General features: G+C 54.4%; 18 protein-coding genes. 5 read left to right on the top strand and 13 right to left on the bottom strand.

The features are described 5' to 3' along the window. Nucleotides 1-5 precede the first annotated feature (5 nt). Both AC3WWH_RS31040 and AC3WWH_RS31035 read left to right on the top strand, forming a co-directional pair. Nucleotides 6-332, top strand: a complete 327-nt coding sequence (locus tag AC3WWH_RS31040) for a hypothetical protein (protein WP_492377468.1) — start codon at nucleotides 6-8, stop codon at nucleotides 330-332. Further along, complete coding sequence (locus tag AC3WWH_RS31035) at nucleotides 329-2,365, top strand: AAA family ATPase (RefSeq protein ID WP_492377467.1); 2,037 nt, start codon at nucleotides 329-331, stop codon at nucleotides 2,363-2,365. Before AC3WWH_RS31040 ends, AC3WWH_RS31035 begins: the two co-directional genes overlap by 4 nt. A 71-nt stretch (nucleotides 2,366-2,436) precedes the next feature. Here the strand turns inward: AC3WWH_RS31035 and AC3WWH_RS31030 are convergent, their stop codons facing one another. From AC3WWH_RS31030 to AC3WWH_RS31015, 4 genes are all read right to left on the bottom strand, one after another. Further along, nucleotides 2,437-4,989, bottom strand: coding sequence for a DEAD/DEAH box helicase (locus AC3WWH_RS31030; RefSeq protein ID WP_492377466.1), 2,553 nt, complete (start codon nucleotides 4,987-4,989; stop codon nucleotides 2,437-2,439). After that, on the bottom strand, nucleotides 4,986-6,797 hold the full coding sequence (locus AC3WWH_RS31025) for a site-specific DNA-methyltransferase (protein ID WP_492377465.1): 1,812 nt from the start codon (nucleotides 6,795-6,797) through the stop codon (nucleotides 4,986-4,988). Before AC3WWH_RS31025 ends, AC3WWH_RS31030 begins: the two co-directional genes overlap by 4 nt. Before the next feature lie 226 nt (nucleotides 6,798-7,023). Next, complete coding sequence (locus AC3WWH_RS31020; RefSeq protein ID WP_492377464.1) at nucleotides 7,024-7,620, bottom strand: hypothetical protein; 597 nt, start codon at nucleotides 7,618-7,620, stop codon at nucleotides 7,024-7,026. Next, nucleotides 7,617-8,219 (bottom strand): hypothetical protein, encoded by a 603-nt coding sequence (locus AC3WWH_RS31015; RefSeq protein WP_492377463.1) that lies wholly within the window; start codon nucleotides 8,217-8,219, stop codon nucleotides 7,617-7,619. The genes AC3WWH_RS31020 and AC3WWH_RS31015 overlap by 4 nt, the downstream gene beginning before the upstream one ends. A gap of 188 nt (nucleotides 8,220-8,407) precedes the next feature. On the opposite strand from AC3WWH_RS31015, the gene AC3WWH_RS31010 reads away from it, so the two are divergent. Next, complete coding sequence (locus AC3WWH_RS31010) at nucleotides 8,408-11,494, top strand: TrlF family AAA-like ATPase (RefSeq protein ID WP_492377462.1); 3,087 nt, start codon at nucleotides 8,408-8,410, stop codon at nucleotides 11,492-11,494. 58 nt (nucleotides 11,495-11,552) lie between these two features. After that, nucleotides 11,553-12,899, top strand: a complete 1,347-nt coding sequence (locus tag AC3WWH_RS31005; RefSeq protein WP_492377461.1) for an AlbA family DNA-binding domain-containing protein — start codon at nucleotides 11,553-11,555, stop codon at nucleotides 12,897-12,899. Nucleotides 12,900-13,040: 141 nt separating this feature from the next. On the opposite strand, the gene AC3WWH_RS31000 is transcribed toward AC3WWH_RS31005, so the two are convergent. The 6 genes from AC3WWH_RS31000 to AC3WWH_RS30975 all read right to left on the bottom strand — a co-directional run bounded on the left by AC3WWH_RS31000 (nucleotide 13,041) and on the right by AC3WWH_RS30975 (nucleotide 19,146). Continuing rightward, nucleotides 13,041-14,069, bottom strand: coding sequence for an AbiJ-NTD4 domain-containing protein (locus tag AC3WWH_RS31000; RefSeq protein ID WP_492377460.1), 1,029 nt, complete (start codon nucleotides 14,067-14,069; stop codon nucleotides 13,041-13,043). Between the two features lie 36 nt (nucleotides 14,070-14,105). Further along, nucleotides 14,106-14,762: a hypothetical protein gene (locus AC3WWH_RS30995; RefSeq protein ID WP_492377459.1), complete on the bottom strand. Its 657-nt coding sequence runs from the start codon at nucleotides 14,760-14,762 to the stop codon at nucleotides 14,106-14,108. Nucleotides 14,763-16,269: 1,507 nt separating this feature from the next. Further along, a complete protein-coding gene (locus AC3WWH_RS30990; RefSeq protein WP_492377458.1) occupies nucleotides 16,270-17,049 on the bottom strand; it encodes a hypothetical protein in 780 nt (259 codons plus the stop codon). A 13-nt stretch (nucleotides 17,050-17,062) separates the two neighbouring features. Further along, nucleotides 17,063-17,569: a dihydrofolate reductase gene (locus tag AC3WWH_RS30985; protein ID WP_492377457.1), complete on the bottom strand. Its 507-nt coding sequence runs from the start codon at nucleotides 17,567-17,569 to the stop codon at nucleotides 17,063-17,065. 212 nt (nucleotides 17,570-17,781) lie between these two features. After that, complete coding sequence (locus AC3WWH_RS30980) at nucleotides 17,782-18,279, bottom strand: SLATT domain-containing protein (RefSeq protein WP_492377456.1); 498 nt, start codon at nucleotides 18,277-18,279, stop codon at nucleotides 17,782-17,784. Then, a complete protein-coding gene (locus AC3WWH_RS30975; protein WP_492377455.1) occupies nucleotides 18,280-19,146 on the bottom strand; it encodes an SMODS domain-containing nucleotidyltransferase in 867 nt (288 codons plus the stop codon). Nucleotides 19,147-19,253: 107 nt separating this feature from the next. Between AC3WWH_RS30975 and AC3WWH_RS30970 the strand changes: the two genes are divergently transcribed. After that, nucleotides 19,254-19,931 (top strand): hypothetical protein, encoded by a 678-nt coding sequence (locus tag AC3WWH_RS30970; RefSeq protein WP_492377454.1) that lies wholly within the window; start codon nucleotides 19,254-19,256, stop codon nucleotides 19,929-19,931. Between the two features lie 669 nt (nucleotides 19,932-20,600). Here the strand turns inward: AC3WWH_RS30970 and AC3WWH_RS30965 are convergent. The 3 genes from AC3WWH_RS30965 to AC3WWH_RS30955 are packed head-to-tail and all read right to left on the bottom strand — an operon-like array spanning nucleotide 20,601 to nucleotide 23,922. Further along, nucleotides 20,601-21,467 carry a plasmid partitioning protein RepB C-terminal domain-containing protein gene (locus AC3WWH_RS30965; protein WP_492377453.1) on the bottom strand — a complete coding sequence of 289 codons (867 nt, stop codon included), beginning with the start codon at nucleotides 21,465-21,467 and terminating at the stop codon, nucleotides 20,601-20,603. 11 nt (nucleotides 21,468-21,478) lie between these two features. Continuing rightward, nucleotides 21,479-22,354 carry a plasmid partitioning protein RepB C-terminal domain-containing protein gene (locus AC3WWH_RS30960; RefSeq protein WP_492377452.1) on the bottom strand — a complete coding sequence of 292 codons (876 nt, stop codon included), beginning with the start codon at nucleotides 22,352-22,354 and terminating at the stop codon, nucleotides 21,479-21,481. Then, the gene (locus tag AC3WWH_RS30955) at nucleotides 22,354-23,922 is read right to left on the bottom strand and encodes a recombinase family protein (protein WP_492377470.1); all 1,569 of its coding nucleotides are present in this window, start codon (nucleotides 23,920-23,922) and stop codon (nucleotides 22,354-22,356) included. The genes AC3WWH_RS30960 and AC3WWH_RS30955 overlap by 1 nt, the downstream gene beginning before the upstream one ends. Between the last annotated feature and the right edge of the window lie 48 nt (nucleotides 23,923-23,970).

Below are 23,970 nucleotides of genomic sequence, written 5' to 3'. Positions count from 1 at the left end.
CGATAATGAAGAACGATTTTGATGCCGGATCACGAACAGAATTGAGCGATCTCGCTGATCGACTACGGGACCTGGCTTTAGCCCTCGACGAATTGAAGTCGGTTGGCCATAGCGGCATTCAAGCTGATGTGTGCATCACCGACTGGGTCCTTGCCAAGCGGGCTGTCCCTATTTTGGTAGGCCGAATGAACGGTCATCCGACGATAAAGGACGGCAACATCGGTGCAACAACAGAGATTTTCTTCATTGATGCAGCGGCTGGTTTGGCCCGGTCATTCAATCGCTGGTACCGTTTAGGGCCTGCGGTCAACGAGCAATCGGTGCTGCAATGAGCGAAAGGCACGGCTATCACGTCGATGAGTTCATTGACGCGTTGCGGTCAGTGGCAGACGCCACGCGAGAACTAAATCGCATACTTAGAAAATCTCCTCAACGCCTCTATCGCAGACGAGGCAGGGAACTGCTTGAGAAAAGCCCACATGAATTCCTTGCGTACTGTGCTCTGGTCCGCGTTCTAAAGCGGCAGCATGAGTTTCTCTCGAATAGCGGCGGTGTCCTTGTTGTGCGAGTGCCGACGCATTGGCCCTTAGAGGACTTTGAACCTCTTGCGGACTTCTGCTTTGGCACAAGCAAAAACAGGGACACGTTAGATTTCAGCGTATGCTGTCATGGCGGCAGGAACCGAAAGGGCAAATGGGAATTCCAGCCACAAAAATACCTTTCCGCGCCACGAACCATTGTTTTCATCCCGAAAGGTGTTGAGCTGCATCCTGAATTCGAGACCGCAGTCGACTGGACAGTCGATTTGGAGGTTTTCGATGGCCGTTGCGTTGCGAGTCTCTGCAGATTCTTAGGGAGTGGAAAGCTTTCTGACGATGACAGAGAATTCCTCCAAAAACAGGATGTCGGCCTGATCGACAGCACATTTCGTCGCGGTAGGCCCGCACAACGAGCTATCGACCGGCTCAGGAAGCTCTCGTCCCAAGCAGCGCACAACAAACAAATCCTTCCTTTGTCATCATTTGGCGCGGCGAGCGAATGGGGACAAAGCGTCAAACGCGATCTTGCGCTTTGGAGGGAAGGAGTTCTCCCCTGGAATCAGGTCGACAAAGGAATTCTCCTCTACGGCCCTCCTGGAACCGGCAAGACATCTTTCGCGAAATCCTTGGCCGTTGAGTGCAACGCGCATTTTATCGCGTCCTCGCTCGGTCAATGGCAGAGTTCAGGGCACATGGGCGATTTGCTCAAAGCGATGTATGCGACGTTTGCCGAAGCAAAGGCGTCCGCTCCCTCAATATTGCTGGTGGACGAGTTTGATTCATTCGGTCATCGGGCAAAACTCAGCGGTGACAATGCCCAGTATATGCTGGAAGTCATCAACGCTATGCTCGAAGCCGTGGACGGGGCTATCGGCCGTGAAGGCGTGATCATCGTCGCGGCGAGCAATCTTCCCGAACTAATTGACCCGGCTTTCCTTCGTCCTGGTCGTCTGGAAAAACACATCGAGTTGTCGAAACCGGGTAACGCAGATCGAGAGGCAATCCTCACACACTATCTGCCCGAATTCTCCGGAAATGGTGCCTTGAAAGAGGTCGCGAGAAATTTGAATGGTAAGAGCGGTGCCGATCTTGAGTACATAGCCCGACAGGTCAGGCAGCGGGCACGAGATGAAAACCGATCCCCCAGGATGGCAGACCTGGAAGAGCACGTGCCGATCTTCATTCCGTTAAAGCCGGACGAGCTATGGCGGATATGCCTTCACGAAGCAGGACATGCCGTTCTCGCGAAGGTTTTCGACATCGGCATCATCACGTCTGTCGAGGTTTACACAGATGACCATCGTGCCGATCAAGACGATGATGTTCACGGTCGAACAATGATCCTCGCCCCTCATACGACCTTGCAGACTGAAATTTCATATCGTGCCCAAATCGCGATGAAGCTTGCGGGTCTCGCGGCCGAGGAAATCTTCGTCGGAGATCGGTCAACGGCTTCCGGAGGCCTAGAGAAAGGCGACCTTGCCGAAGCAACCGAATTAGCCGTCAGGATGGTTGGTATGTTTGGAATGGGCAGCACATTGCATGTCCTGCCGGTCCGATTTCTCGACACGAAAGATGCGGCCCTGTTTCAAAAATATCCGTTCATTCAGCAGGAGGTCGAGGATATTTTACAGGCCGAATTCGACGAGGCGCGTGGAACGCTCAGAAGACACCAGGATGTCGTCCTATCTTTGGCCGAAGCCTTGAGACAGAAGCGCAATGTCTTCGGGGATGACCTGGACGCTCTTCTCCGTCCCCTGCCTTCCGGCACCCCCCGTGCAGTCTTTGCCAGAGACCGCGACCTAAACAACGTGCCCGTGGCATGATAGCACGTTGGCGACCAGCCTTCTCGGCGGGGAACCAATTCTTTGGCCTTGATTGACGATCCAGCGCAGCCCTATTGGACCAGAACCATGTCCTCTATTTCAAACGGGCCATTGCTGAATATGCGATTATAGGACTGGTTCCACACGGCTTTCAGAAACACGCCTTCAGCCTCGCGGAAGGACCAGAATACTTTCTTGTATTCGCTGTGCTCGGAGCGGATTTTGATGGCATTGCTGTCCGAATGCAGTCTGCCAGTCTCCCCATCATCCTTAATTTCCACGAGCGCGATGCTATCCTTGTTCTTCCGCCCGTTCACTCCAACTACAAAATCCGGGAAAAAGCGTTTGCCGGTCGGCAGTATCAGACGGGTCGCCCATTTTTCGCTTTCCGGATTTCTCAGCCACCATTTGATCCGGCCCGTTTCGTCATTATCGAGCATTTCGGCGAATGCCCGCTCGGGACGATTGTACCGGCCAATGAAGGCTCCATAAGCCCCCTTCTTCGCCTCAGGGGCGTTGCGGGGCCCGAACTGCTCTGTGGGGATTGCCTCATTGCCTTCAAGACGAATGTGATAGCCCTGTGCGATACGGACGGCCTCTTTCAGCGCTTGTGGTTGTCGCAGGATGGCCAAATTAATCGTTCGACGTATGTCGCGGCTGTTAGCTCCAATCCCATCCCGTTGACACAATCGAGCAAGTTCGGCTTCGATTGCCTCACGGATGCGGCGAGGGTCGATCCCATCATTGAACATGAGCTGAGCCTGCGCCTGTTCTGCGATACGTGCCGCCGACAACCTGACGCTCAGATTGCGCTGATCGGTCTGGCCCGCATTGAACAGATCGCGCATTGACAGTTCGGCGTTGCTGTTCACGGCCAGCAACATGGAAGTCATCGGTACCAGGCGGCAGAATTCCCGGGCGATCTGGGGGCAGAGGTCGCCTTCGATATCGAATAGGTTCGGAAGTTCTTCCCTAATGAGCGCAGTCGGAATGGCCAAGTCTGTCCGCAGCAGATACTTGACCTGATGCTCTTGTGGCGCGGGCTGAGCTGGCGTTCCACGGGGCGACAACACATCGGGAAGATCAGGAAACAAGGGCGGCTGAGCTGGGGCGGAAAAACCTTCAACCGCACTCAGAGCGCTCTCCTGGCGCACAGTCGAGGCCGCCGTGTAGCCCGGATTGAAAAGACCCATCGACACCTGCCGCTCAATCCGGTCTGTAACGGTTTCGCCCGGTACAGCCTCCACCGGCGGGGGCGGCAGGGCTCTTGCCCCAAAGCTTTCTGCTGCCTGAGGATCGTTCCCCAACACATTCACGTCGAGCGTGTCAGTCAGTACGGCAATTCCCTCGCGCACCGCTTTGAGATCGGCGGCGGCCTCATCCAGCCCGACCTGTAACTCCGGATCGGACATAAAAACATAGCCGCGATCTAGCAGTGGTTCGGTCCCATGCAGCGGGCGCACCAGCGGATGCACTCGCATGATCCGGCCCACGATCTGCAAGCCGAACTCGCGCCCGCGCGAAGGCCGCACTGAAACCAGTGTCCACGCTCTCGGCGCGTCGAAACCCGTCGCCACGGCCAGCTTGAATACCAAAACCTCGATTTCAGGGTCATAGGCCAACGTGTGAAAAGCGGGGTCCGGCTCACCAGAGGTATGAACGGCAATCGCCTTCTCAGGCACCCCAATCTCAATCAGCCGTTCCTTCACCCGTGCAACAGGGTCTTCCTTGCCTTCCTGCTGATCCTCCACCTGCACCAGCATTAGCGGCGTTAGGCTTAACCCCTTTTCGGCCAGTTTGTCCTTGATGAACGAATGCTGCGACCAACCCGCCGTCAGGGTCGCCACTTCTGTGTCGATTAGCGCCCGATCTTCTTCCTTGAACCGCAGCACCCCCACCATCAGGCCGATCTTGTTCAGACCCGCCTTCACCACCGCATCGCGCGAAACCGTGACGCGGCTCGCTACCTTCAATCCGGCATCGCGTTCAAACTTCTCCAGCTTGGCATCGTTCGGCGTCGCCGTGGCCAGCACCGTGAAATCGGGCGACAGTACCTTCAGGAAGAAGTCCGCCGTGGCCGCTGCGCCCGAGCCGAAATTCAGATGCGCCTCATCGATAACAACGCCAATGCGGAAGCCCCGCTCGCGTAACTCGGCAATCATGCTGTCCACCGACAGCGACGCCTCCTTGTCGGTGCGGACCTTGCGGCTTTCCTTCTTGACCACGGCGACCGAGGCCCAGGTCTGTACGAACACGTCGCCATCACGGGCGGCACTCGCCTCACGGTCGGCATAGACATCGCGCTGACGCAATGCGCCGCACTGGGCGGACAGCGCGCTGCGGGTCTGCGTCACAAGCCCGGCATATGGAGCAAACCAGAACCACACCGTTTTGGCGTCCAACTGACCCCGCACAGCCTCCAGAGCCCTGCCAAGCATCAGGGTTTTGCCCGATCCGGTCGGCGCTTGCAGCAGGATCACGCCAAGCTCGCGGGAAATCCGTTCGCGGTACTGCGCTTCGCGATCATGCAGGGCCGAAACTGCACGCAGCGTTTCGGCCATCGCATCGACGGCCTTCTGCTGATATGGGGCCAGCGAAAGGCGGAAATCGGTGTCATGTCTCATTGGCGGAACCTTCCGACCAGTTCAGTTCGCACCGACCGCACGTCTAGCGCATCGCCCAGAACAGCGGTGATCTGTCCCGGAGCCCAGGCATAGACAAAAGCATTTTCGCGACGCTCTGCCACCCCGAGCAGATGCTCCAGCAGCTCCGTCCCGACGCGATCCGCGAAGATCAGGGTCTGGTTTCCCGTCTTATGTTCCTGCCAAGCGGCTTGGGTGTAGCGGGTCAGCGGTAGCCGGTGGAGCGTTTCGAGAGCTGCCCAAACCTCGGCGGGCGCAAGGTCTTGGTCCAGGTCTTCAAACTCGATCTCGCGGCAGCGCAGATATGCGAATTCGGCGGCAAAGGCCGCGAATTTCTTGTCTTCCGAGGCGTTCAGGCGGCGGATGCGTTCCGCCGTCACATCGCGGCAGATGTTCTTGTCAGGTTCATCCGCTGTGGCCTCGGTTGAGGACACCATGATGAACCGCCGATCCTCATCCTCAGCGTTCAACTCCATCGCGGCTTGGGCCGTGGTGGAGGAACCCGCGAAGAAATCGAGCACGATGTCGCCGGGGTCGGTGGCCTGCCGAACTAGTTCGCGGATCAAAGAAACGGGCTTGGCGTAGTTGAAGGCTTTCGAGCCGAATACGTCCTTAATTGTTTTGGCCGCTTCCATGTTCGTGCCTGCAACGATTTCGTTGCTGTCACCCTCTGGCAAGGTATCTGTTTCGAAGTTGGGCGTAATCCAGCTAGAAAGCGGCTGAGTCGGCGCTTTCAATTCTTTCTTGTAGCGTTTGAGTGATGGCGTTCCGAAGCCAACCTTCTTCCCAACCCAAAATTCAAGGTTCGGCGTATCTTCGCGGAGGAAAGGAGCGTTACCGCTAGATGGCACATCCCCTGACCGAATGGCCTCCAATAGCTGTTCCATGCCCTCCCAAATGGCCACCCGCTGCTCGATGGGAAAATGAATGTAACCGTCGGCTACAAACTCCTCCATAAAGCGCGTTCTAATTTTCTTCTTCTCGTCTCCGAAAACCTTTGAAGCATATCGCCAAACGCTATCAGGGTTGCAGGGGTACCAAACGTCAGTGGCTGGATCATGTAGGGGATAATACGTATTCGGTCGCTCCGTCCTATTATGTGCCTTTGTGAGGTCGCCCCCAGTCCGAAAATAGTCCTTTTTCGCTTCATCCCAGTGCTTGTAAAGGTCGAAGGTCTTCTCCGTGCCTGAAAAGCGAAAACCTGATTTCCCATAGGCCAAGATGTGCTCGTGATTGTCCGAGAGGAACGCACCTTTCGTATCATTCCCGCCCGTCCTGGTGCGCCAAGTAAATGAACCCACACGCATTCCCGGCATTGCCTCGTCCATCAGCATTTCCAGCTTGGCTCTCTGGTCATCGTTGATCGAGACAAGGATCACCCCATCCTCGGCCAGCAGGTCGCGAGCCAGCGTCAGGCGGCGAAACAGGAATTCCAGCCAGGTCGAATGGAAATAAGCATCTTCGGGGTTGGAGTAGTGGTCGTTATAGACCCAATCCTTCGCACCGGTGTTATAGGGCGGATCAATGTATATGCACTTAATCTGTCCCGCCATGGTCATGCGAAGCCAGCGCAGGGCGTCGTAGTTGTCACCCTCGATCACCATGTTGTGCCACGGCGCGGGCTTGTCCGACAGCTCCGGGATAATGGTGGCTGCTACGAAATTGGCATCGACTGCATTGTCGGCCTCGATTTCATCGCGTTCCCAGACGAGCCCCAGTTTTTTGTTCCGGTCGCGCTTGTTGAGCAATTCAATCAACTGCTGGCGAGGAAGATCGTCGTATTTACCCATACCCTGTCCCGTCATTCTTGGCCGCGCAAATGGCTGCACGGCCAATCGACTCGATACTTGCGGGCCAACTCCGCAATCACTGGGCAAAGCGATATACCACCGCGCCAGTTCGCTCAACGCTGCGACCTGAAGAACGGGCCACAAAACAGCCTGCAGTGGACCACTATGCCGACGTCATTGGAAGTTGTTGTCGTCGCCTAGAACATGAACATTGATACAAGGTCGCTTACTCGTGACCTCCGTCGACGCCCGACGCCCAAGTCGGCGTCGGGCCGTCCTGCATCACAATCTTCCGTCCGATCTTGTGAGAAGCCCGTTCCAGCAGCTCCTTTTGCCGGTCGTATAAATACTCGTCCATGCGGCGCAGGACTGGATCGTATCGTTCATAAGAATCGAGCGGCAGACCAAACTTGACCTGCGGCGACAATAGCAACCCGCCGCTCTCCCTGTGGCGGACCTGGCAGCCGACGACAGTCGTCAACATATTGTCTTCGTGATGGGCGTATTTTCGATTCCGGAGATGCATGATTTCTTCGTGCATCTTCGTCAGCTTTTCATCTGAGCCGTATACCTGGCCCGGCTTTAGGACCGTCCGGCCCGGTCCAGCAGAGACGAAACCCCGTCCATAGGCGATGACGAAGGCCAGCAGATTGCCGTCCGCTTCATATAGCCACTCTATTGTCTCCTCGAACTTGGTCCGTTTGATCCGCTCCAGGAAATAACGGGCTTCGTTCATCGACATCATCAGCTCAAGCAACTGCATCAATTGCTTGATTTCGCGAAGGTCAGAGAGTCGGTCCTGCAGCGAAGGCTTTTCTGTCATGTCTCCCTTTCCGCCTTCTTCCTTGCTTGGAGTTGTTTCTCCAGCTCCCGGAAATCGAGCCCGTACCGATCTTCGAGCACATTCAGGATTCTTTGGGTTGCGCCCCCGACATGAAACCGGTGCGACCCGAACGATACGTAGGAGCCTAAAACCTCACCCGCTGTCCATTCGCTGAACCAGTCTCGTCCTCGACCGTCAGACGCGCTGTAAGAGGTGCTGGTGAGCATCGTCCAGTTCGTCGTACGGCCACGCCCCTTTGTATGCGTTGACGACGTCAGAACATGGGCGATGCTTTGATGAAGCGGCAGTGGATAGATGTTTCGCTTCGCTTTCCTCTCGTCGGACATGGCACTTTCAAGCGCATCTGTCAGCGCGTAGGACGGCTTCATGTCGTGTTCGTCAGAATACACGAGATACTGAAGCATATTCGCCATCACCGTGCGCTTTTGCTTATCTCGCTGTTTCTGATATCGCGTAACAAAATCCCTGTACGCAGATATCTCAGTATCAAGCTGATTTTTATTAGACGACTGTCTTTTGCAGTAATCCAAAACTGGTTGCGGTATGGGATTGTCGGTCACTTCTATTGGTTCTGACATGCGTTCTCCGGCGTGAGGCAGCTTTGTGCGAGAACAAAGCTTGATACGGCGCGGATGATGCCACGTGCAGCGATCATGAGCGACGCGAGCATCGGTATTATTTTCACTTTTATCGCGAAACTCGTAGACGACACTATTGAGCGAATATAGCTTCTTCACAGATTCGAAACTGATCAAACGGAATAGAAATGCCGGGAAACTCACTGCACCCGCGTGGCTCCGAATGGAGACAGTGGGACCTTCATGTCCATACCCCAGTATCGTTTCACTGGGAGGGTCAGAGATTTATACCGGGCGACGAAAAGCAGAACAATCGAATCATCGATGAGATGATCGTCGCATTCAATGAGGCTGAACCCCAAGTGTTCGCCTTAATGGACTACTTTACGTTCGATGGCTGGTTTCTTCTTAAACGCCGCCTTCAGGACCCGGATGCTCCAAAGCTCAAAAAGACGATATTCCCAGGTATAGAATTGCGCCTTTCGGCACCTATGCGTGGCCGTCTGAACGCCCATGTCGTATTTTCGAACGAAATTTCCGATCAGCATCTGAAGGACTTCTTATCTGCCCAGAAAATAGAGCTTGTAGATAGACCGCTGTCGGATGAGGGCCTCAGAGAATATGCGCGCCGCGTTCCAGCCGATAAATTGGCTCACCACAGCCTCAAGAAAGCCACGGTCGACGCGAGTGACGAAGCTGCATTGCAGGCAGGGTACATCATTGCGGAATTAAACTGTGACGCATACAAGGCAGCAATTCGAAAGGTGCCAAACAACCTCGCGGTCGGCTTCATGGCCTTTACCACTTATGACGGGTTGGACGAGATCGAGCGAAATGAACACTACGCCTACACTCTCGGGTTATTTGAAACTTCACCAATCTTCGAGACGCGCGAGTACGATTTATGGGCAGCATTCGCTGGCGTAGAGACAGCTGGCAACACAAGGTGGCTCAAGTCTTTCCAGACGGCTTTGCGGGGTGTCCCGAGGCTCGCTGTCGCGGGCAGCGATTCCCATCGATTTCGGGGAGTAGCTGGCGATAACAACAAACGCGGCTACGGCGACTATCCATCCAATAAAAAGACCTGGATCAAGGCCGATCCGACGTGGCAAGGTTTACTGCAAGCGATCCGAGAGCCTGCGAAACGGTCATTCCTGGGAGCTGCTCCCCCGAAACTTGAACTGGTTAAATCGCTCAAGACCTACTACATCGATAAAGTTGCGATCAATAAGGTTGCCAACAGCACGTTTTCGGATGAATGGCTGAATGGCGTCGAAGTAGAGCTAAACCACGACCTCGTGGCAATTATCGGCAACAAAGGCAGCGGAAAGAGTGCGCTTGCTGACATCATCGCGTTGCTCGGCAACTCTCAGCAGCAGAAGCATTTTTCATTTCTTCAGAACAAACGGTTTCGCGGGAAGAACGGGGAGCCAGCCCATCACTTCGAGGGAACTTTGAACTGGCTCGCCGGAGACCCCAGCTCGATGCTCCTAAGTGAAAATCCTCCATCTGAGCGGGTGGAGATGGTGAAATATATCCCACAAGGCAGGTTCGAAGCGCTCTGCAACGAACACGTGATGGGCACGTCCAATGCTTTCGAGAATGAGCTGCGGTCCGTCATTTTCACGCATGTACCTACGGAGATAGCCGACGGAGCATTGGATTTCGACCAACTGATCGAGCGGCAAGAAGAAGTTCACAGGGCCAGAATCAACGAACTGCGCAAGAGGTTGCGTACCCTAAACGAGGACATTATCGCCATTGAGGATCAGCTCAACCCCAACCTGAAGCTTCATGTGCAGGAGCAACTCAAAATAAAACAGCTCCAGGTCGAGGAACACCTAAGTCTTCGTCCTGCCGAGGTAGCTGCTCCAACCGATGAGTTATCTCCTGAACAGCGGGATGCTTCGTTGAAGCTTGTTGCATTTTCAGAAGAGATGGCCGCTCTCGGATCAGCGATTGAGGCTGTAAATGATCGACGTGTCGCGATCAGCTCAAAACGTCGCTCAATAAAAAGCATCAGGGATCGCGTGGCTATTTTCGAGTCACAGATGAGCGAACTACGGTCAACGATCCAAGATGACTTATCGAACATCGGGCTGAAGTTCGTAGATGTCATTGAATATAAAAATAAAATTGCGCGATTGTCGGAAAGTGACGCTACCCTCTCTGCGGAATTCGAAAAGCTTGGCACCGAAGTTAAGCTGTTCGAGGAGAGGATGAAGACAATTCAGGATGAGCGGCTGGCTTTATCCATGAAGCTCAACGAACCCCAGCAGCTCCATCAAGCATATCTCGCGAATTTGGAGCACTGGAACAATACGATGAACACACTCGAAGGCAACGATACTCTGCCAGAGAGCGTCAAAGGCCTCCAGGCGCGTTTGCTGCAGCTCGAAAGATTGCCGGAAACACTCGGAAGGAAGCGGCTCGACAGGCGCGAGCTGACCGGTCAGATATACGATCTTCTCTCCAATCAGAGAGCTGGTCGTGCTGACCTGTTTTCCCCGCTCCAATCGCTGATCCAGAGCAACACCTTGATCAGAGACGGCTATAAACTGGAGTTCCTTGCCAAACTAGGTGGCTCCTCAGAGGCAATCTCATCGCGTCTGTTTAGCATGATCAAGCAGAATGCTGGGGAGCTACGTGGCGAAGAAGAGAGCCTCGCAGCGGTGAGGACGCGCTTTGAAAAATATGATTTTTCTATCCGCGATCACGCCACCGACTTCGCAAGCGACGTGGATTCACTGGTGAGGGACGCCTCTGGCCGCAACTCGGGTGCGGGAGAAGGAATTCGCCCACTGCTCAGAAAGGATCGCGAGCCCATCGAGGTCTACGATTTCATATACGGCCTAGACTATCTTGAACCGAAATACACGCTTCTTTTCCAAGATACGCAAATCGAACAGCTCTCACCCGGTCAGCGCGGTGCTCTCCTCCTGATCTTCTACCTATTGGTCGACAAGGGCAGAAATCCGATTGTTCTCGATCAACCGGAGGAAAATCTCGATAATGAAACGGTCGTGAGCTTGTTGGTGCCGGTGTTGAACCAAGCGAAGCAAAACCGTCAAATCATCATGGTAACTCATAACCCAAATCTCGCTGTGGTCTGTGATGCCGAGCAGATCATCTTTGCGGAATTCGACCGGAAAACAAATCCAAAAATTTCCTATGTTTCGGGGTCAATCGAAAACCCGCACATAAACGCCCACGTCGTGACTGTTCTTGAGGGAACGAAACCCGCGTTTAACAATCGTAGCCAGAAATACCATTGAGCACGCTTTTATGGCTCCAAATCATCGTATTAAGAAGCTTAGCACCCTGGCGCGTTCTATGCTCGAAGCCGGAGAAAGCGCTACTGTAGACTTCAAGAAAATACCCGATGGGATCAGCGCCGACGACTTGGTTTCGTTCGCTAATTCGGACGGTGGGCAAATCCTTGTGGGTGTCACCGAAGGAGAGCGAGACGGAGCACAAGTCGGTGTTATCCGGGGATGCGACGTGTCCGATCATACGATCTTACAAATCACGAACAAAGCGATCAGCTGCATCCCTCCCGTTTCCATTGACATCTTTATCGAGAACCTTGGTGATAAGCCCATCCTTAGGATCGACATTCCAGCAAGCCGGACGAAGCCGCACTGCACTCAAAAAGGAATCTACTGCAAAAGAGACGGCACACGAAATAGGCCGATCCATCCACACGAGTTGCTCCGTATCTTCCTCGATACAGAGGCCAGGGTTTTTTCCCAGCGATTTGAAGCGGCTGCGGATCGGATCACCGACGATCTTACGAATCTCGAACATTCACTCGATAGCACCATAAGAAGTATGGGCGATCAGCTCGGCTGGGCTAGCTCACAGCTCGACGACACCGAAAGCGACATCAAGTCTATTTTGGGCCTTACTAAGCGCATCGATGAGCGAACCGGAAAGATTAGTGGCCGTATGCGAGAGCTATTCCGCCAGGATAAGCGGGATGATCCAGTAAGAGAGAAGGATTATAAAAAGCTCTTGAATGACATGTTCAAGTCGATCAGCGAGCGCGCTGATCTGGTGAAAATCATCGCAAGAGGTGGAAAAATAAATGCCTCAGCGAACGCTAATATTTCGGAGGACCTCACTGCCGAAGATTTTGAACGGGCCCTAAAACGGGTGATAGAATTCATTCATCGCCGTGAATTACTCAAGCAGTATTCTTCCTTTTGTAAGCCTCCTTCAAGATGCACGGAAGAAGAGCTTGACGGTTTCGGCGCTGTCGTTGGTGCCGACGTTGACTTAGCGTCTGATTTTAGAACAACGCTGAAGGGGGCATTTCGGCTGGGTTTCGCAATGTTTGGGGGAGGTGTTGTCGGCACGTCAGCGCTTAATAAAACGACGATGGCATACCGGAAGCATGTATTTAAGGAAGCCGGAGCTTCCGAAGCGCCAAGCGCTTACCGCTATCAACTTAATTGGGTGCATCTGTTACCCGACCACCGCGAGAAAGGCGTGTTGACGAAGCTGATGGGCGACCTGCTTCCTAGTGGAAAAGAAGCTGGAATTTTTGCTGTCCCTCGGATCGAGGATGAACTGATGATGAGCATGCTGAGCCAGCTCAAGTTTGATGCAATTGGACAACCTTTTAGCCCCAGCACGGAATCGGATACGCAGCGGCAGCTATTCTTTTTGCGGAACTAGTCTGCGACACCCCCTACGCCAGCCTCTAAGGAAACGCCATCTAACGTGCCCAGCCATACCGAACACGACACGCGCCACCCAGTGATCTCAGAATGTCTGGCGTGGCAATTTATTAAAACCGCTGGATCGTCCTTGGATCATCTACATGCGCCGGATCAGGTTCTTTATCCAGCTCATACTGAACTCGATTGCCCATTCTGTTTGTGGCCTTGTCAGCGACGGCATGGTTGAGCTACCGGCCCCATGCCCGAATGGATTTCGGACGTGGGTGAAGAAGTCTTTGATCGAGGCGCTTTCCCAGGGCGTTATGAACGCATTTGTCTTAGACCCGAGGTTATCAATAAAATTATGGGCCCCCTTTTCTTTTCCGTGCGTCCATCCTTTGGTGTCGGAGATGATTTTGATGGTGCTTTCCAACGCTCGCGCCGCATAAAAAGCAGGGTCCCTGCCATCACTGTCGCGGAGGTCGAGCGCCTCTTTCATGTCAATATCAACGTTTTGCCATTGGGGGGGTGCCAGGAGAAACCAGAAGGGGGTCTCAACCTCGATCTGCACCAGATCGTCGGTCACTATCTGAATGAAGCCGTTGTGGTAATTCAAAGGATATTTGGCTTGGCGGAAGCGAGTGTTCAGTTCGTCTACAGCGATCTGAAATGCTTTTGTTCGCATAGCGCGTCGAGCGCGGGCACCGTCCTCTGGATTTCCAGGTACTCTCAGTCCGGGGCGGGTGAGCGAGGCAAGTAGCTTCTCGCCTTCTGATATATCCCTCGCATTCATTGCTGCAATTTCGGTTTCCTTGGCGCGGAAGCCGAGTTCGATGAGGCTCAAGCGCTCTTTTATGTAAGTATCTGCTGAACCAGCAGGGGCCTGGGTCAGCCACTTTTCGCAGACCTTGAGCAGGGTATCTTTGAACGTCTGAAATCGCCCGTTGATGGTGTAAGACGACCGGTGTTGGGAAAGCTCTTTCACGCCAAGTTCGCGTGACAGGCTGCTTTCAAGCGTCGTCCAGAAACTGACAGATGCAGGGTTCTCTTTACCATCAATGTCATAAGGCGACAGGTCCTCTGCCAGGATACGGAACGATTGGACAAGCAAGCGACTGTCCCGCTCCTCAAACGCTGCACGAAGCTGAATTCCTTCGTATCGGCGAGCAAAAATATCGACAAGCATGGTGTTTATCCGTCGGGCGACCGGGCGTTTCTGTCGTTAGCCTCGATCTTTTTTCAGTTTGATGTCCAGGAGATTGCTCGCTCTCGCTTCAAGTAGGCGCTTAGCGACCAATTTGCGCCGGTCTCCAGTAGACGGAATCCCCCAGGCTCGACTGCCCGCATAACAATCCAAGATGCGCCCTGTGAAACCGGTCATTGTCCGTGGCTGGATTCCGGTGAGAGAGTTTTGCTTCATCTGACCCACCTGGTGCGATGACAGCACTTTGACGCCATCAGGTTCATACACCCAGACGTAAACGCCCTGCCGTTCCGCTATTGCCTCCATACGGCGGCAAGCATCTTTCAGCTCGGTGCGGTTGATGTTGCGGTCATACTTCGCCTGGATGAAAATGCCTTTGTCAAAGCCATTAGCCCCATCGAGCGAGATCGACAAGAAAAGGTCCGCGCCGAAAAGCTTTTCCATCGAGTTGGGGCCGCGATCCGGCAATGACTGGGCTATGACTCGAAAAACGTAGTCTCCTGCCTGCGAGTTATCCAGCTTGTCTTCCAGGCGCTGGCACAAGCGCGACGTGATCTCGGCTTCCTGCACCACACTGACGCCGCCTGCGGTGTCTGAGTACAAGTCCGCTACAAGGTCATCCACCGCCCCGCCAAGTCGATTCATAATCAGGCGGCGGTTTTCGTCGTCCAGCATGTTGCCTCGAATCGATGTGATGCAATCTTACCGAGCGATACAGGAAATTTTGCCACGTCACACCGGCACCCAAGCTAAACCAACACGAAAATGTTGACTTTAAGCTGCGTCGAGGCTGCATGTTACCGACCTTCCTCCGGAAGAGGTTGATGTAGCCTAGGATATCGGTTAGGAGACCTTGTTCGCAGTGATGCGAGAGTGTCCACGTAGCTCAGCAGGATAGAGCACAGGATTCCTGAAGGAAAAATTGGGGGTTACAGCTGGAAACTCTGTAATCGATCTGCTCAAAGTCGGGGAACGCTGCACTGGTCTTCCAGGATGCCAATCCCGAGCCAAGCTCCAGAGAAATCTGGTGAAGGTGTAGAGACTGGATGGGCAGCACCTAAAAGCCGAAAGGCTCATGGTGAAGGGACAGTCCAGACCACGAACGTCTTTGGACGGCGGCGAAAGCCGAAGTGGTATGAATCCTGGGGTCGGAGGTTCGAATCCTCTCGTGGACACCAATATTCCTTGCCTATTTTGCCCTGACCACCAGGCAGCTGGTAACGTTTCGTTGGTTTGATCCGCGTTGCGGTTGCTAGGCGCAAATGTTGCGATACCGTTCATCCCGGCCAAGAATAACGAAGCTCGGCAGCGACGCCGTTCTGGTGCGAAAGCTTGCGGTTTCGACTCGCGCGCTGGCCTTCATTGTTAGCGCTTGCGGAATTTGATGGCTGGTTGAGCGTTTGATTGCGCTCCCTTGGTTTGCGACATCACGCGCCAGTTGGTCCCTGGCAATGAAGCGGCCTACGCATCGACTAAATCTGGGCTGGGAGAGAATGGCTTGCGACGTACGTGACGTCTTGCCAGAGGGCGACGACTGGATACTCATCTACCCAACTCGAATACACGCGGTTAATCACAGCCTCTCGCGAGGCGGCGGATCAGCGGGATATTCGTATGATGTGCAGGAGCGTGTTCTTCATAGTGAGAACGGATAGAGAGCAAAAAGGAGTGTGTTAATCCCTGTTCAGCGCTCCGTGAGCACTTGGGGGAGACTTCAAATCAGGGCGCGGGGCATTTGCAGAGGAAATTGCCGTTCACCTTCCGAATGTCGACCGTCGATCCTGTCGTGAAAACGCGATACTTTTCCTGAGACATCTGCGAAACCGCAAAACATGTCGGATATCGGCTCAAATAGCTGAGCATCAGCTGGCGATGCGTTGTCGCCTCCACCTGCGCGAACTCGCAAACATATGCCTTTCGAAGCTCCGGCGGCTGGAATTCGAATTCGACAGTTTCGCCCGACTTCGAAACGGCATTGTTCAGTGGCTCCAGCGGCTGCGTATACCCCTGAGCGTTCGCGAACGCGGAGAAATGGAGTGGTTCCGGACCGATCCAAGCGGTCGTTACCATGGTGATTACGGCTGCGACTACGGAACTAACGACTATGGACCGGATATCACCTGGAATGCCCTCCTTCAGCCATTCCCAAGATGATCTGAGATACCTCCGCCAATCAGGCATTTCAGTAAGCCGGGAAAAGAAGGGAGAAGGACAAGTCTTCGAACCGAGCTTGGATGCCGAAACCTCTATCCCCGATTGCGCCACACGAGATGAGACGTTGCTCGTCGGCAAAGGGCTGCCGCCTTGGCAAAGCTTCAGATACGCAACGCTCGATCAGATTTCGGCCTTCCGCCGTCTGTATCGCTTCGATCAAAAGTCCTGCTTTCTCGGTGCGAAGATTGCCTTCCGTCAAAGGTCGAACGAGTGCGCCAGAGAGTACCGGGGCGAACTTCAAGCGAAGTGCGTCCGCTTGCTCCGGCGTCCCCGCCTTGAACTCGCTACGAATGGTCCCCAGGACGCCGATGGCGTCATAGGTCGCCGCCAAGCCAGGGTCAGCGGACGATGAAAGGTTCGGCGGCAATGCCACGCTAAACCGGCAAACACGCTGATCCCGGTCCGAAAACAAGGTGACAATCAGGGTGTCATCGAATTCTACGGTGGCCAAGTCGGAGACGTCCTTGCATTCGCTCAACGCCATGCTGGCCGACGCTGTCCCGCCGGTCGCGCAGCCCACAAAAACCGCAGCGAAAACAAGCAATGCTGAAGCAAAACGTCCCATGTCGCCCCCTACGAGCCAAGACAGCGGGATCATACAGCAACCATGAAGAAAAAAGAGGCCATTGATAACGTTGAAGTTGATTTTATTCTTACGAATTGGATCGCACGCGCGTCCTACCATAAAGGCCGACGGGGGAAGTTCGCCCTGCGCTACCCGGTAGTGCCCACCTTCATTGCCAGTCACGCACGCTTCCACGCTAGCACGGCGAGTGCTGAAATCCAGCGCGGCGTACGAACGTAAGGCATTTGTAAGAAACAGGACCATCAACCTGCTCTGACTCGGAAATCGCAAATTCATCGTCAGGTATTGGAGGGAAATGGCGGTCACCACCAAATGTCGCATGGAGTACCGTCAGATGAATTCGATCTGCGAGCGGAAGGAAAAGCTCATAAACCTGTTGGCCGCCGCCGATGATAATCTCTGAACCTGGCAAGCCTGATGCCAGCGAAAGCGCCTCCTCGACGGACGCAGCAGAATGTATTTTAGGGATATCATTTGTGGCCGAGCGGGAGAGCACAATACAATGCCTCCCTGGAAGCGGACGGGGTAGTGACGCATATGTCATACGCCCCATGATCAGGGGCTTGCCCATCGCAAGTTCCTTGAACCGCTTCTGCTCACCAGGGATGTGCCACGGAATATCGTTGCCGCGTCCAATTGCGCGGGTTGCATCCATAGCGGCGATAAGGACGATAGGTTTCATGACGGTCCTTTGCTACGTTCGGGTGCTGGTGGCGGCAAGACCGTCCGGCTTTTCTCGGAATGCAAGTAGGAAAACCGCCTCGCCGTCCTCCATCAGCCTTCCTGCTAAGAGTGCTAGCATCCGGCAGTATTGCCTCCTCAAACGTAAAAGGTCTTTAAGCGCGAATCATGCGCGGGCAACGTGCAGCAATAAGGATGACGAGGTTTGAAGATTTACTGCGGTACTCTGCTATCAACCTCGTGCTTGTTATGGCCTTTCCCTATGCTTCTTCTGGCCAACCAGTAAGCTAGCCCGCCTGTATGGGGCATTGTTTCCATCAAATGGGACTTCTCATCTGCGAGCTTTTCAAGTGTCTTTCTTAGGCTGGCGTCGTCCGTGGTGCAATCAATTTGCCAGAAGCGCCTAATCTTACCTTTTAGAGCACTGCAACGGACGCCAGCATTATGAAACTCACGTGCAGAGCGGCTGGGATTTACGAATGTGGCAAGGGCGCTGAGGATTGCGGATGCGATGGCAAAATAAGCCAGCGTCTGGGGGTCACCCGCTTTCACCGCCTTTATACCCGTTACGGCTGCCGCCAACACACTTGGAACGCCAATGATCCAATGAAGCAGACGCCACCATGTCGCGATTTGGAAGCAGGCGGTCATGGACCACAGCAGGTCTTCATCCAGTCTCTGTGCTTCCTCGATGATGAGCTGCTTGTTCACTTAATAACCCCAGCTTGGAAAATAGCCATTGAAGAGCAGGCCATAGTCTTCAAAAGCGTTGAACACATTACCCGCCTGATCATTTTTGTAGGCCCGCTCCGCCCGTGCAATGGCCGTATCGAGCTTCGACAGGGCTTGCGATTTCATGGCGTCGGAACAAGGATAGAAAGTGCCACAAAGTCCTGTTGGGTCTTTCATGGCAGCAAGTTCCTTGTTGCGCAGGAAATTCAGGGCCCGCCACACGTCCACGGGGTAGGAAATGTAACTCTCACTCGCAGCGTACTGCGCGACCCGCATTTCAAGGTAAAATGACCGGATGCCAGCCTCACGCTTATAGTTCCAGAGCTTAATAAAACGGATGAGTGCCTTTGTGCCAGGATTGCGTAGATTGATGGAGTTTATCCATTCTCCGTGAGCGTGAGGGCTAGTTGTCATCCATTCGCCGTAGCGGTTAGGAATCTCGTAAACGCTGGAGCCGTTCGTCTTCCCCATATAGTCGGCAGGGGTGATTTCATGGTGCTCGCTGATTTTGTTGCCAAAGGGCACGACAACGGCAGGGCTACGGATGCTGACAGCGGTGCGGGGGAAACGATAGGCGAGGGCGTCGCGGACCTTTTGAAGCGTAGTGGACGAATTGCTGGACAACTTCGACCGTGGCAGGACGGCCATATAGTCTACGTCGCTATAGCCGCTAATACTGGTTCCGTGCCCAAAGGACCCTGAACGAAAGAAATTCGTCATCCCGAAGCTGTTTTCAAGGCAAGCCTTGATACTGGCGCGATGGGATGCGGCCGAAGTGGACTCCGTCGTAGAAGGCGTAAGCCAAGAATGAAGGGTCTCGAAAGCTGCCGGTATGGTGATAGGCAATGGCAATGCTCGATGTGCTGGACGGAAGTATTTTTTAGCATATTCACGTGCAGTAGTTCAGCCTGCCAACACGTTTTGAGTGAGTTATCCGCAGTGCTGAGTGCATCGTGGTATCGGACATCATGCCAAAATCCATAACCGAAATGCTCATTCCAATATGTCTGGCAGGCGGCGGCGCTGATTGCGAGTGTAGCCTGACGCTCTTACATCAACCGCTTGATCACCATTTCAACGAGTTGGGGGACGGCGTGGGCGAGGCAAAGCGTAAGTTGGCAGAAGCGAGAACGTCGTTCCTGGCGGAGTTGGACAAATGGTCTTTCCCTGCAACGGAGTGGGAGGCGCGAACTGTCGCTGAGATCAGCCAGCTTCCCGTCGTTAAGGTCACCCGCCATTCCGACGAAGACTTGGCATATATGCGAATGCCGCCAAGAGAGTGCCACGCGAACGCTCGCCTCATGCAGGACAACGATCCGGACAAGCGCTTGCGGCAGGTTACCGGCTGGTGGCCACAGGACGGACAATACGTCCTGCACTCGGTCGTCGATCAATATGGCGAGTACGTTTGTGTGACCCCTGCACCGATGTATGTTGGCAGCACGTTCGATTTCATACCGGACGAAAAGATCGAGTGGCGTGACGAAGGTGACTACCGCACGGCGTATCGGGAGGGGATTGAAATCGGGCCTGGTGTTCGTGCCGACCCCGCGAAGACCCTTGCAGAACTCGAAGGTATGCGGCAGCGTCTGTTATCCGGCATGAATCCGTATCAAGCAGTTAAGCGCTGACGGGCAATCGGGCGGTTCTCGGAGACATGGCGTCTTGATGATTGACCGAGTCCATTGCATTATCCTCGGGTCCTCGACTTTGAGGGGAAACCAACATGAGGGGCACCATAATGCTGAGAGATAAACCCGGCTGGGTAACCCACCACTAGAATGACGCAGGGTCGAGCGAACCATGCGCACGGTCCATCAATCAACATGGAGACCTACGTCTGCGTGACACCGAGCCGATGCGCTCGGGCCGGTTTCGCACTATTTACTTAACCAATGCTGCCTACGGCTATTATGCTGGGCGAGCAGACTTCGCACCTCGCGAAAGTTCGAACCAACATGATCATGCCGCTCTCAACAACCAGGCGAATCTCCGCCATCTTGACCGGGCTCGCACTTACTTCGACCCCCTTGACTGCTCCTCTCGCTAACGAGCGCGCTTCTACTGAGCGGAGTATGGCCGACTATATCGGCGACCATCCTGATTGCATGGAATTCAGCGACGGCTGTTCCATATGCGTCATCGCAGACGGGCAAGCCAATTGCTCCACGCCGACGATTGCTTGCATCAAGAAGTCCTACGCATGCACCCGACGGGCGGGTGATTGATCGCGCCGCGAGTTGGCGGCGAACGCAAGATAGTATTCGGTCACCCTGCGTTCATTGCAACTCACAGCCGATCTACGCCGCCTTGCGAAGGTCAGCGATCTTTTGAAACTCGGAAAGGATATCTGGGAAGAACTGCGCCAAATAGCGCACCACCCGTGCGTTACCAAGTAGGCGGGTGAGATGGCCAGTAACCAGGACGAGATCAAGGTGATCCGCGCCGTAGTCCTGTTCGATGGTCTTGAATTCGCGGTCGAGGGTCGCGGCCTCATGCTCCATCATGGCAATTTGGCTTTCGCTCAGTCCACCGATCTTCTTCTTCGGTCGCACGAGCAAGACGTCCGGCGTCGCGGCGACCAAGGACTGAGCATAGGTTATCGTGAACTTATTCATTGCAATCATCAGCTGAGCGGCCTCGATTTGGCGCATCGACTTCATCTTTTTCAACTGACCGATGGTATTGATCGGAACGTGTTTGTCCTTCAGCATCTCAATAGCTTCCGGACAAATCCCGTCCAACAAACTCTTCTTGTGGCGAATGCTGGAAACATTGAGGTTTAGCGCACGCGCCAGACGCTCCTCCGGCACCCCCTTCTCAATCGCGTTGAGGATCATCTTGTGTTCCTGGATCGTCGCCAACCGGCTGATCCGGCGATTGTAAGTGTATGCCTCGTCTTCCGTCGCAACCAGACAGACAACCTCGGTCTCGTTCCTCTTGGCGAGCACGTCGAGTCGAATATGGCCATCAAGTAAGTGAAAAAGGTCGGGTTGCCGTCGGTCGCGGATAACAACCGGGGGCTCGATTATGCCGACTTCCGCTATGGAAGCCGCTATTTGCATATATTTGACTGACTTAAGCACGGACGCGGTGAGTTGCTTCAGCGGAAGAATCTCAGCAATCGGTATTCGGAGACTTGTGCTCTCAAATGAAAACTGGACCATTTTGAACACACCTATCTCTGAAGTCTTTTTGCCACGGCGTCGGGCACTGATGTGAACCCTTCTTCCGCGAGAATGGCGGTGAACTGATTGTCGGCCAGAAGCTGACGCATGGCCTCCGTTATGAAGGTCAGGCGAGCTTTTGCGGTTTCGGCACGGCGTATCAACATACGTTTTCGGTCGGCGTCTTCTTGAAATGCTTTTAGCAAGACCTCCGACGACAGAGGCCGCGACTTGGGCTTGGTAGTGTACTTCAATCCTTTTCCCTGCTGTCGCCGCACCTCAACAATACGCTTCGCGATCAACAGCTTCTTGCCACGGAGAAGCTTCTTTTCGTATGCGGTTTGCAGGGCAGCTTGAATCTCGTGGTCCTCGGCTTCGGCTATCTCCAAAGCAACGCTGAATGGAATCTGACCGGATTCGACCGACCTCAGTAATCGTTCCTCGCCCTTCTCCAGCAACCGGATTACAGCATGGATGTATTCCGCAGATAATCCGATCATCCGGGCAATTTCCGGGACGCTGTAGCCGCGCTCCTTCATCCCGCCAATATCGTGAAGCAGATCGATTGCCCTGTGTTGCCTACGGGCACAGTTCTCGACCAGGCTGGCAACCAGGCAGTCCTCCTCATTCGCGTTGACGACGAGTGCGGGGACCTCGTGCTGTCCCAAAGCCTTGAATGCTTCGAGCCGCCCTTGGCCACACACGAGGTCATAGAATGGCCCTCCGGCCTCCATGCGGCGCGTAACGGTAATCGGACGTTTGAGCCCGATTTGCTCGATGTTCGCGATGATTTCCTTGAAGTGCTTCTTGTTTCGAATACGGGGGTTGAGCACCGTAATTCTATTTATCGGGATCATCTCGACCTTTTGGGCAGGAATAGCAGCCATTACGCCACCTCCATGAGCGACCTTCGAGCCGCCATCGCGTAGAAACGTGAAAGGGATTCACAACGGTATGCATCGAGAGAAAGGCCATTGAATTCGCAGAGCCGCAGAACCGCTTCGCGCATGTCGAGCAGTGGCAAAAGGTAGTAATCGTATGGTTCAGAATTTCCGGGCCCCATCCGAAGCACCACCGTGAGATCGGGCTTAAGGGCCGTGTCCAGCCGAACCTTCCAACGAAGCGCTCCCGCCGAAGTTTGAAGGCACCGGACGATAACGAGAGATGCGGTAAACTCCTCATTTATTGTGAGCAGGTCGGTCTCCGAATTCTGCAACACGGTGCCGCCCACCGCCTGGAGGCCTTGGATTATCTCTTCGAGGAGCTTGGGGTACATTCGGCGCAGTGCCCGGTTGACCTCCAGATAATGGTAGTCGCGATCCGGAGCGAAGCCGACCAAAGCATATGCCCGCAGCAAGCTACCAAACCGATGCGAGTAGGAGCTGCTCGACGGGCAGTCATCCGCCTCATCAATTATCAAGCCAGACAAGTAGCCCTGTTTTTCCAACACCTCGGCCAGCTTCTGCAGCATCGCGTCATCTGACAAACGCTCTGCCCGGGCAGCTATGATGGTTCGGGCTCTTTGGAATAGCTCATGGGGTACAATACCTTCGAAAGCACCGTCGGCGCGGACCCATTCCGACTCCGGATTCTTTACGTGGGCTTGCTTGAGCTTAAACGAGGTGCGGCCCCAAACGTTGTTTCCGACGTATTTCTCGTTGATTAGCACCTGATGGACGGCCCCCCGGGACCAGGGGCGATCCAAGTCTGTTAGGGTGCCCTCGGCATTCAGGGCTTCCGCGATTTCGGCTTCGACCCGGCCTTGAACAACAAAGAGATCATAAATCCTTCTCACGACGAGAACCTCGCGCTCCGGCCCTGGAACGAGAATGACCCTATCAGTGGCGATACTCTTGTGTTCGCCACGCGAAAGTTCGCCCTTGGGGTTGCCCTCCTGGTCGATGAGCTGGCGGCGCAGGCCGAAGCCTGGAGCGCCACCCTGCCTAAAGCCTAAGCGGATGAGGTTGGCCTGACCGTTGAACACTTTGACAGAGAGTTCACGACTGTATTCGCCAGCCATCGCCCGCTTAACGGTTTTGATGATTGACGAACCCATGCTGCCGTCGTTCTCGAATTGCTCCGCGCAGTAGTGAACAAGAATTCCTTGGCGCTTGCAGCGAAGTTCAATTTCGGCGGCTTCGTCGGGGTCCTGGAATCGTCCCCAGCGGCTCACGTCGTAGACGAGCACGGCTTTATAGTCAGCCTGCGCCCCTTCCACATCGGAGAGCAGGCTTTGGAGAGCATCTCGCCCTACGAGCCGTAGTCCACTTTTGCCTTCGTCTGCGTAGGTGCGGACAATTTCGAAACTGTGCCTCTCAGCGTATCGCCTGATCACGGTGATCTGGTTGTCAGTCGAATACTTCTGATGCTCGGTCGACATCCGAACATAAGCAGCAGCTCGAATCTGAGGTCGTTCGGCGGATGGCTGCGCGGCGGCAATCACGGTGAGATTCAGCGTCAATCAGGATGAGACTCGGCGGCGGGGGTGTGACGAAGGGAGGGC

Source organism: Ensifer sp. EB106-03-01-XG145 (assembly GCF_058792075.1).
Note: the sequence above shows the minus strand (reverse complement) of the source record. Positions and strands in the feature narration are given on the sequence as shown.

Bases quoted from the DNA above. Each gene is read 5' to 3' on its own strand.
- AC3WWH_RS31040 (WP_492377468.1), top strand. From the start codon at position 6: ATGAAGAACGATTTTGATGCCGGATCACGAACAGAATTGAGCGATCTC.
- AC3WWH_RS31035 (WP_492377467.1), top strand. From the start codon at position 329: ATGAGCGAAAGGCACGGCTATCACGTCGATGAGTTCATTGACGCGTTG.
- AC3WWH_RS31030 (WP_492377466.1), bottom strand. From the start codon at position 4,989: ATGAGACATGACACCGATTTCCGCCTTTCGCTGGCCCCATATCAGCAG.
- AC3WWH_RS31025 (WP_492377465.1), bottom strand. From the start codon at position 6,797: ATGGGTAAATACGACGATCTTCCTCGCCAGCAGTTGATTGAATTGCTC.
- AC3WWH_RS31020 (WP_492377464.1), bottom strand. From the start codon at position 7,620: ATGACAGAAAAGCCTTCGCTGCAGGACCGACTCTCTGACCTTCGCGAA.
- AC3WWH_RS31015 (WP_492377463.1), bottom strand. From the start codon at position 8,219: ATGTCAGAACCAATAGAAGTGACCGACAATCCCATACCGCAACCAGTT.
- AC3WWH_RS31010 (WP_492377462.1), top strand. From the start codon at position 8,408: ATGCCGGGAAACTCACTGCACCCGCGTGGCTCCGAATGGAGACAGTGG.
- AC3WWH_RS31005 (WP_492377461.1), top strand. From the start codon at position 11,553: ATGCTCGAAGCCGGAGAAAGCGCTACTGTAGACTTCAAGAAAATACCC.
- AC3WWH_RS31000 (WP_492377460.1), bottom strand. From the start codon at position 14,069: ATGCTTGTCGATATTTTTGCTCGCCGATACGAAGGAATTCAGCTTCGT.
- AC3WWH_RS30995 (WP_492377459.1), bottom strand. From the start codon at position 14,762: ATGCTGGACGACGAAAACCGCCGCCTGATTATGAATCGACTTGGCGGG.
- AC3WWH_RS30985 (WP_492377457.1), bottom strand. From the start codon at position 17,569: ATGAAACCTATCGTCCTTATCGCCGCTATGGATGCAACCCGCGCAATT.
- AC3WWH_RS30965 (WP_492377453.1), bottom strand. From the start codon at position 21,467: ATGGTCCAGTTTTCATTTGAGAGCACAAGTCTCCGAATACCGATTGCT.
- AC3WWH_RS30960 (WP_492377452.1), bottom strand. From the start codon at position 22,354: ATGGCTGCTATTCCTGCCCAAAAGGTCGAGATGATCCCGATAAATAGA.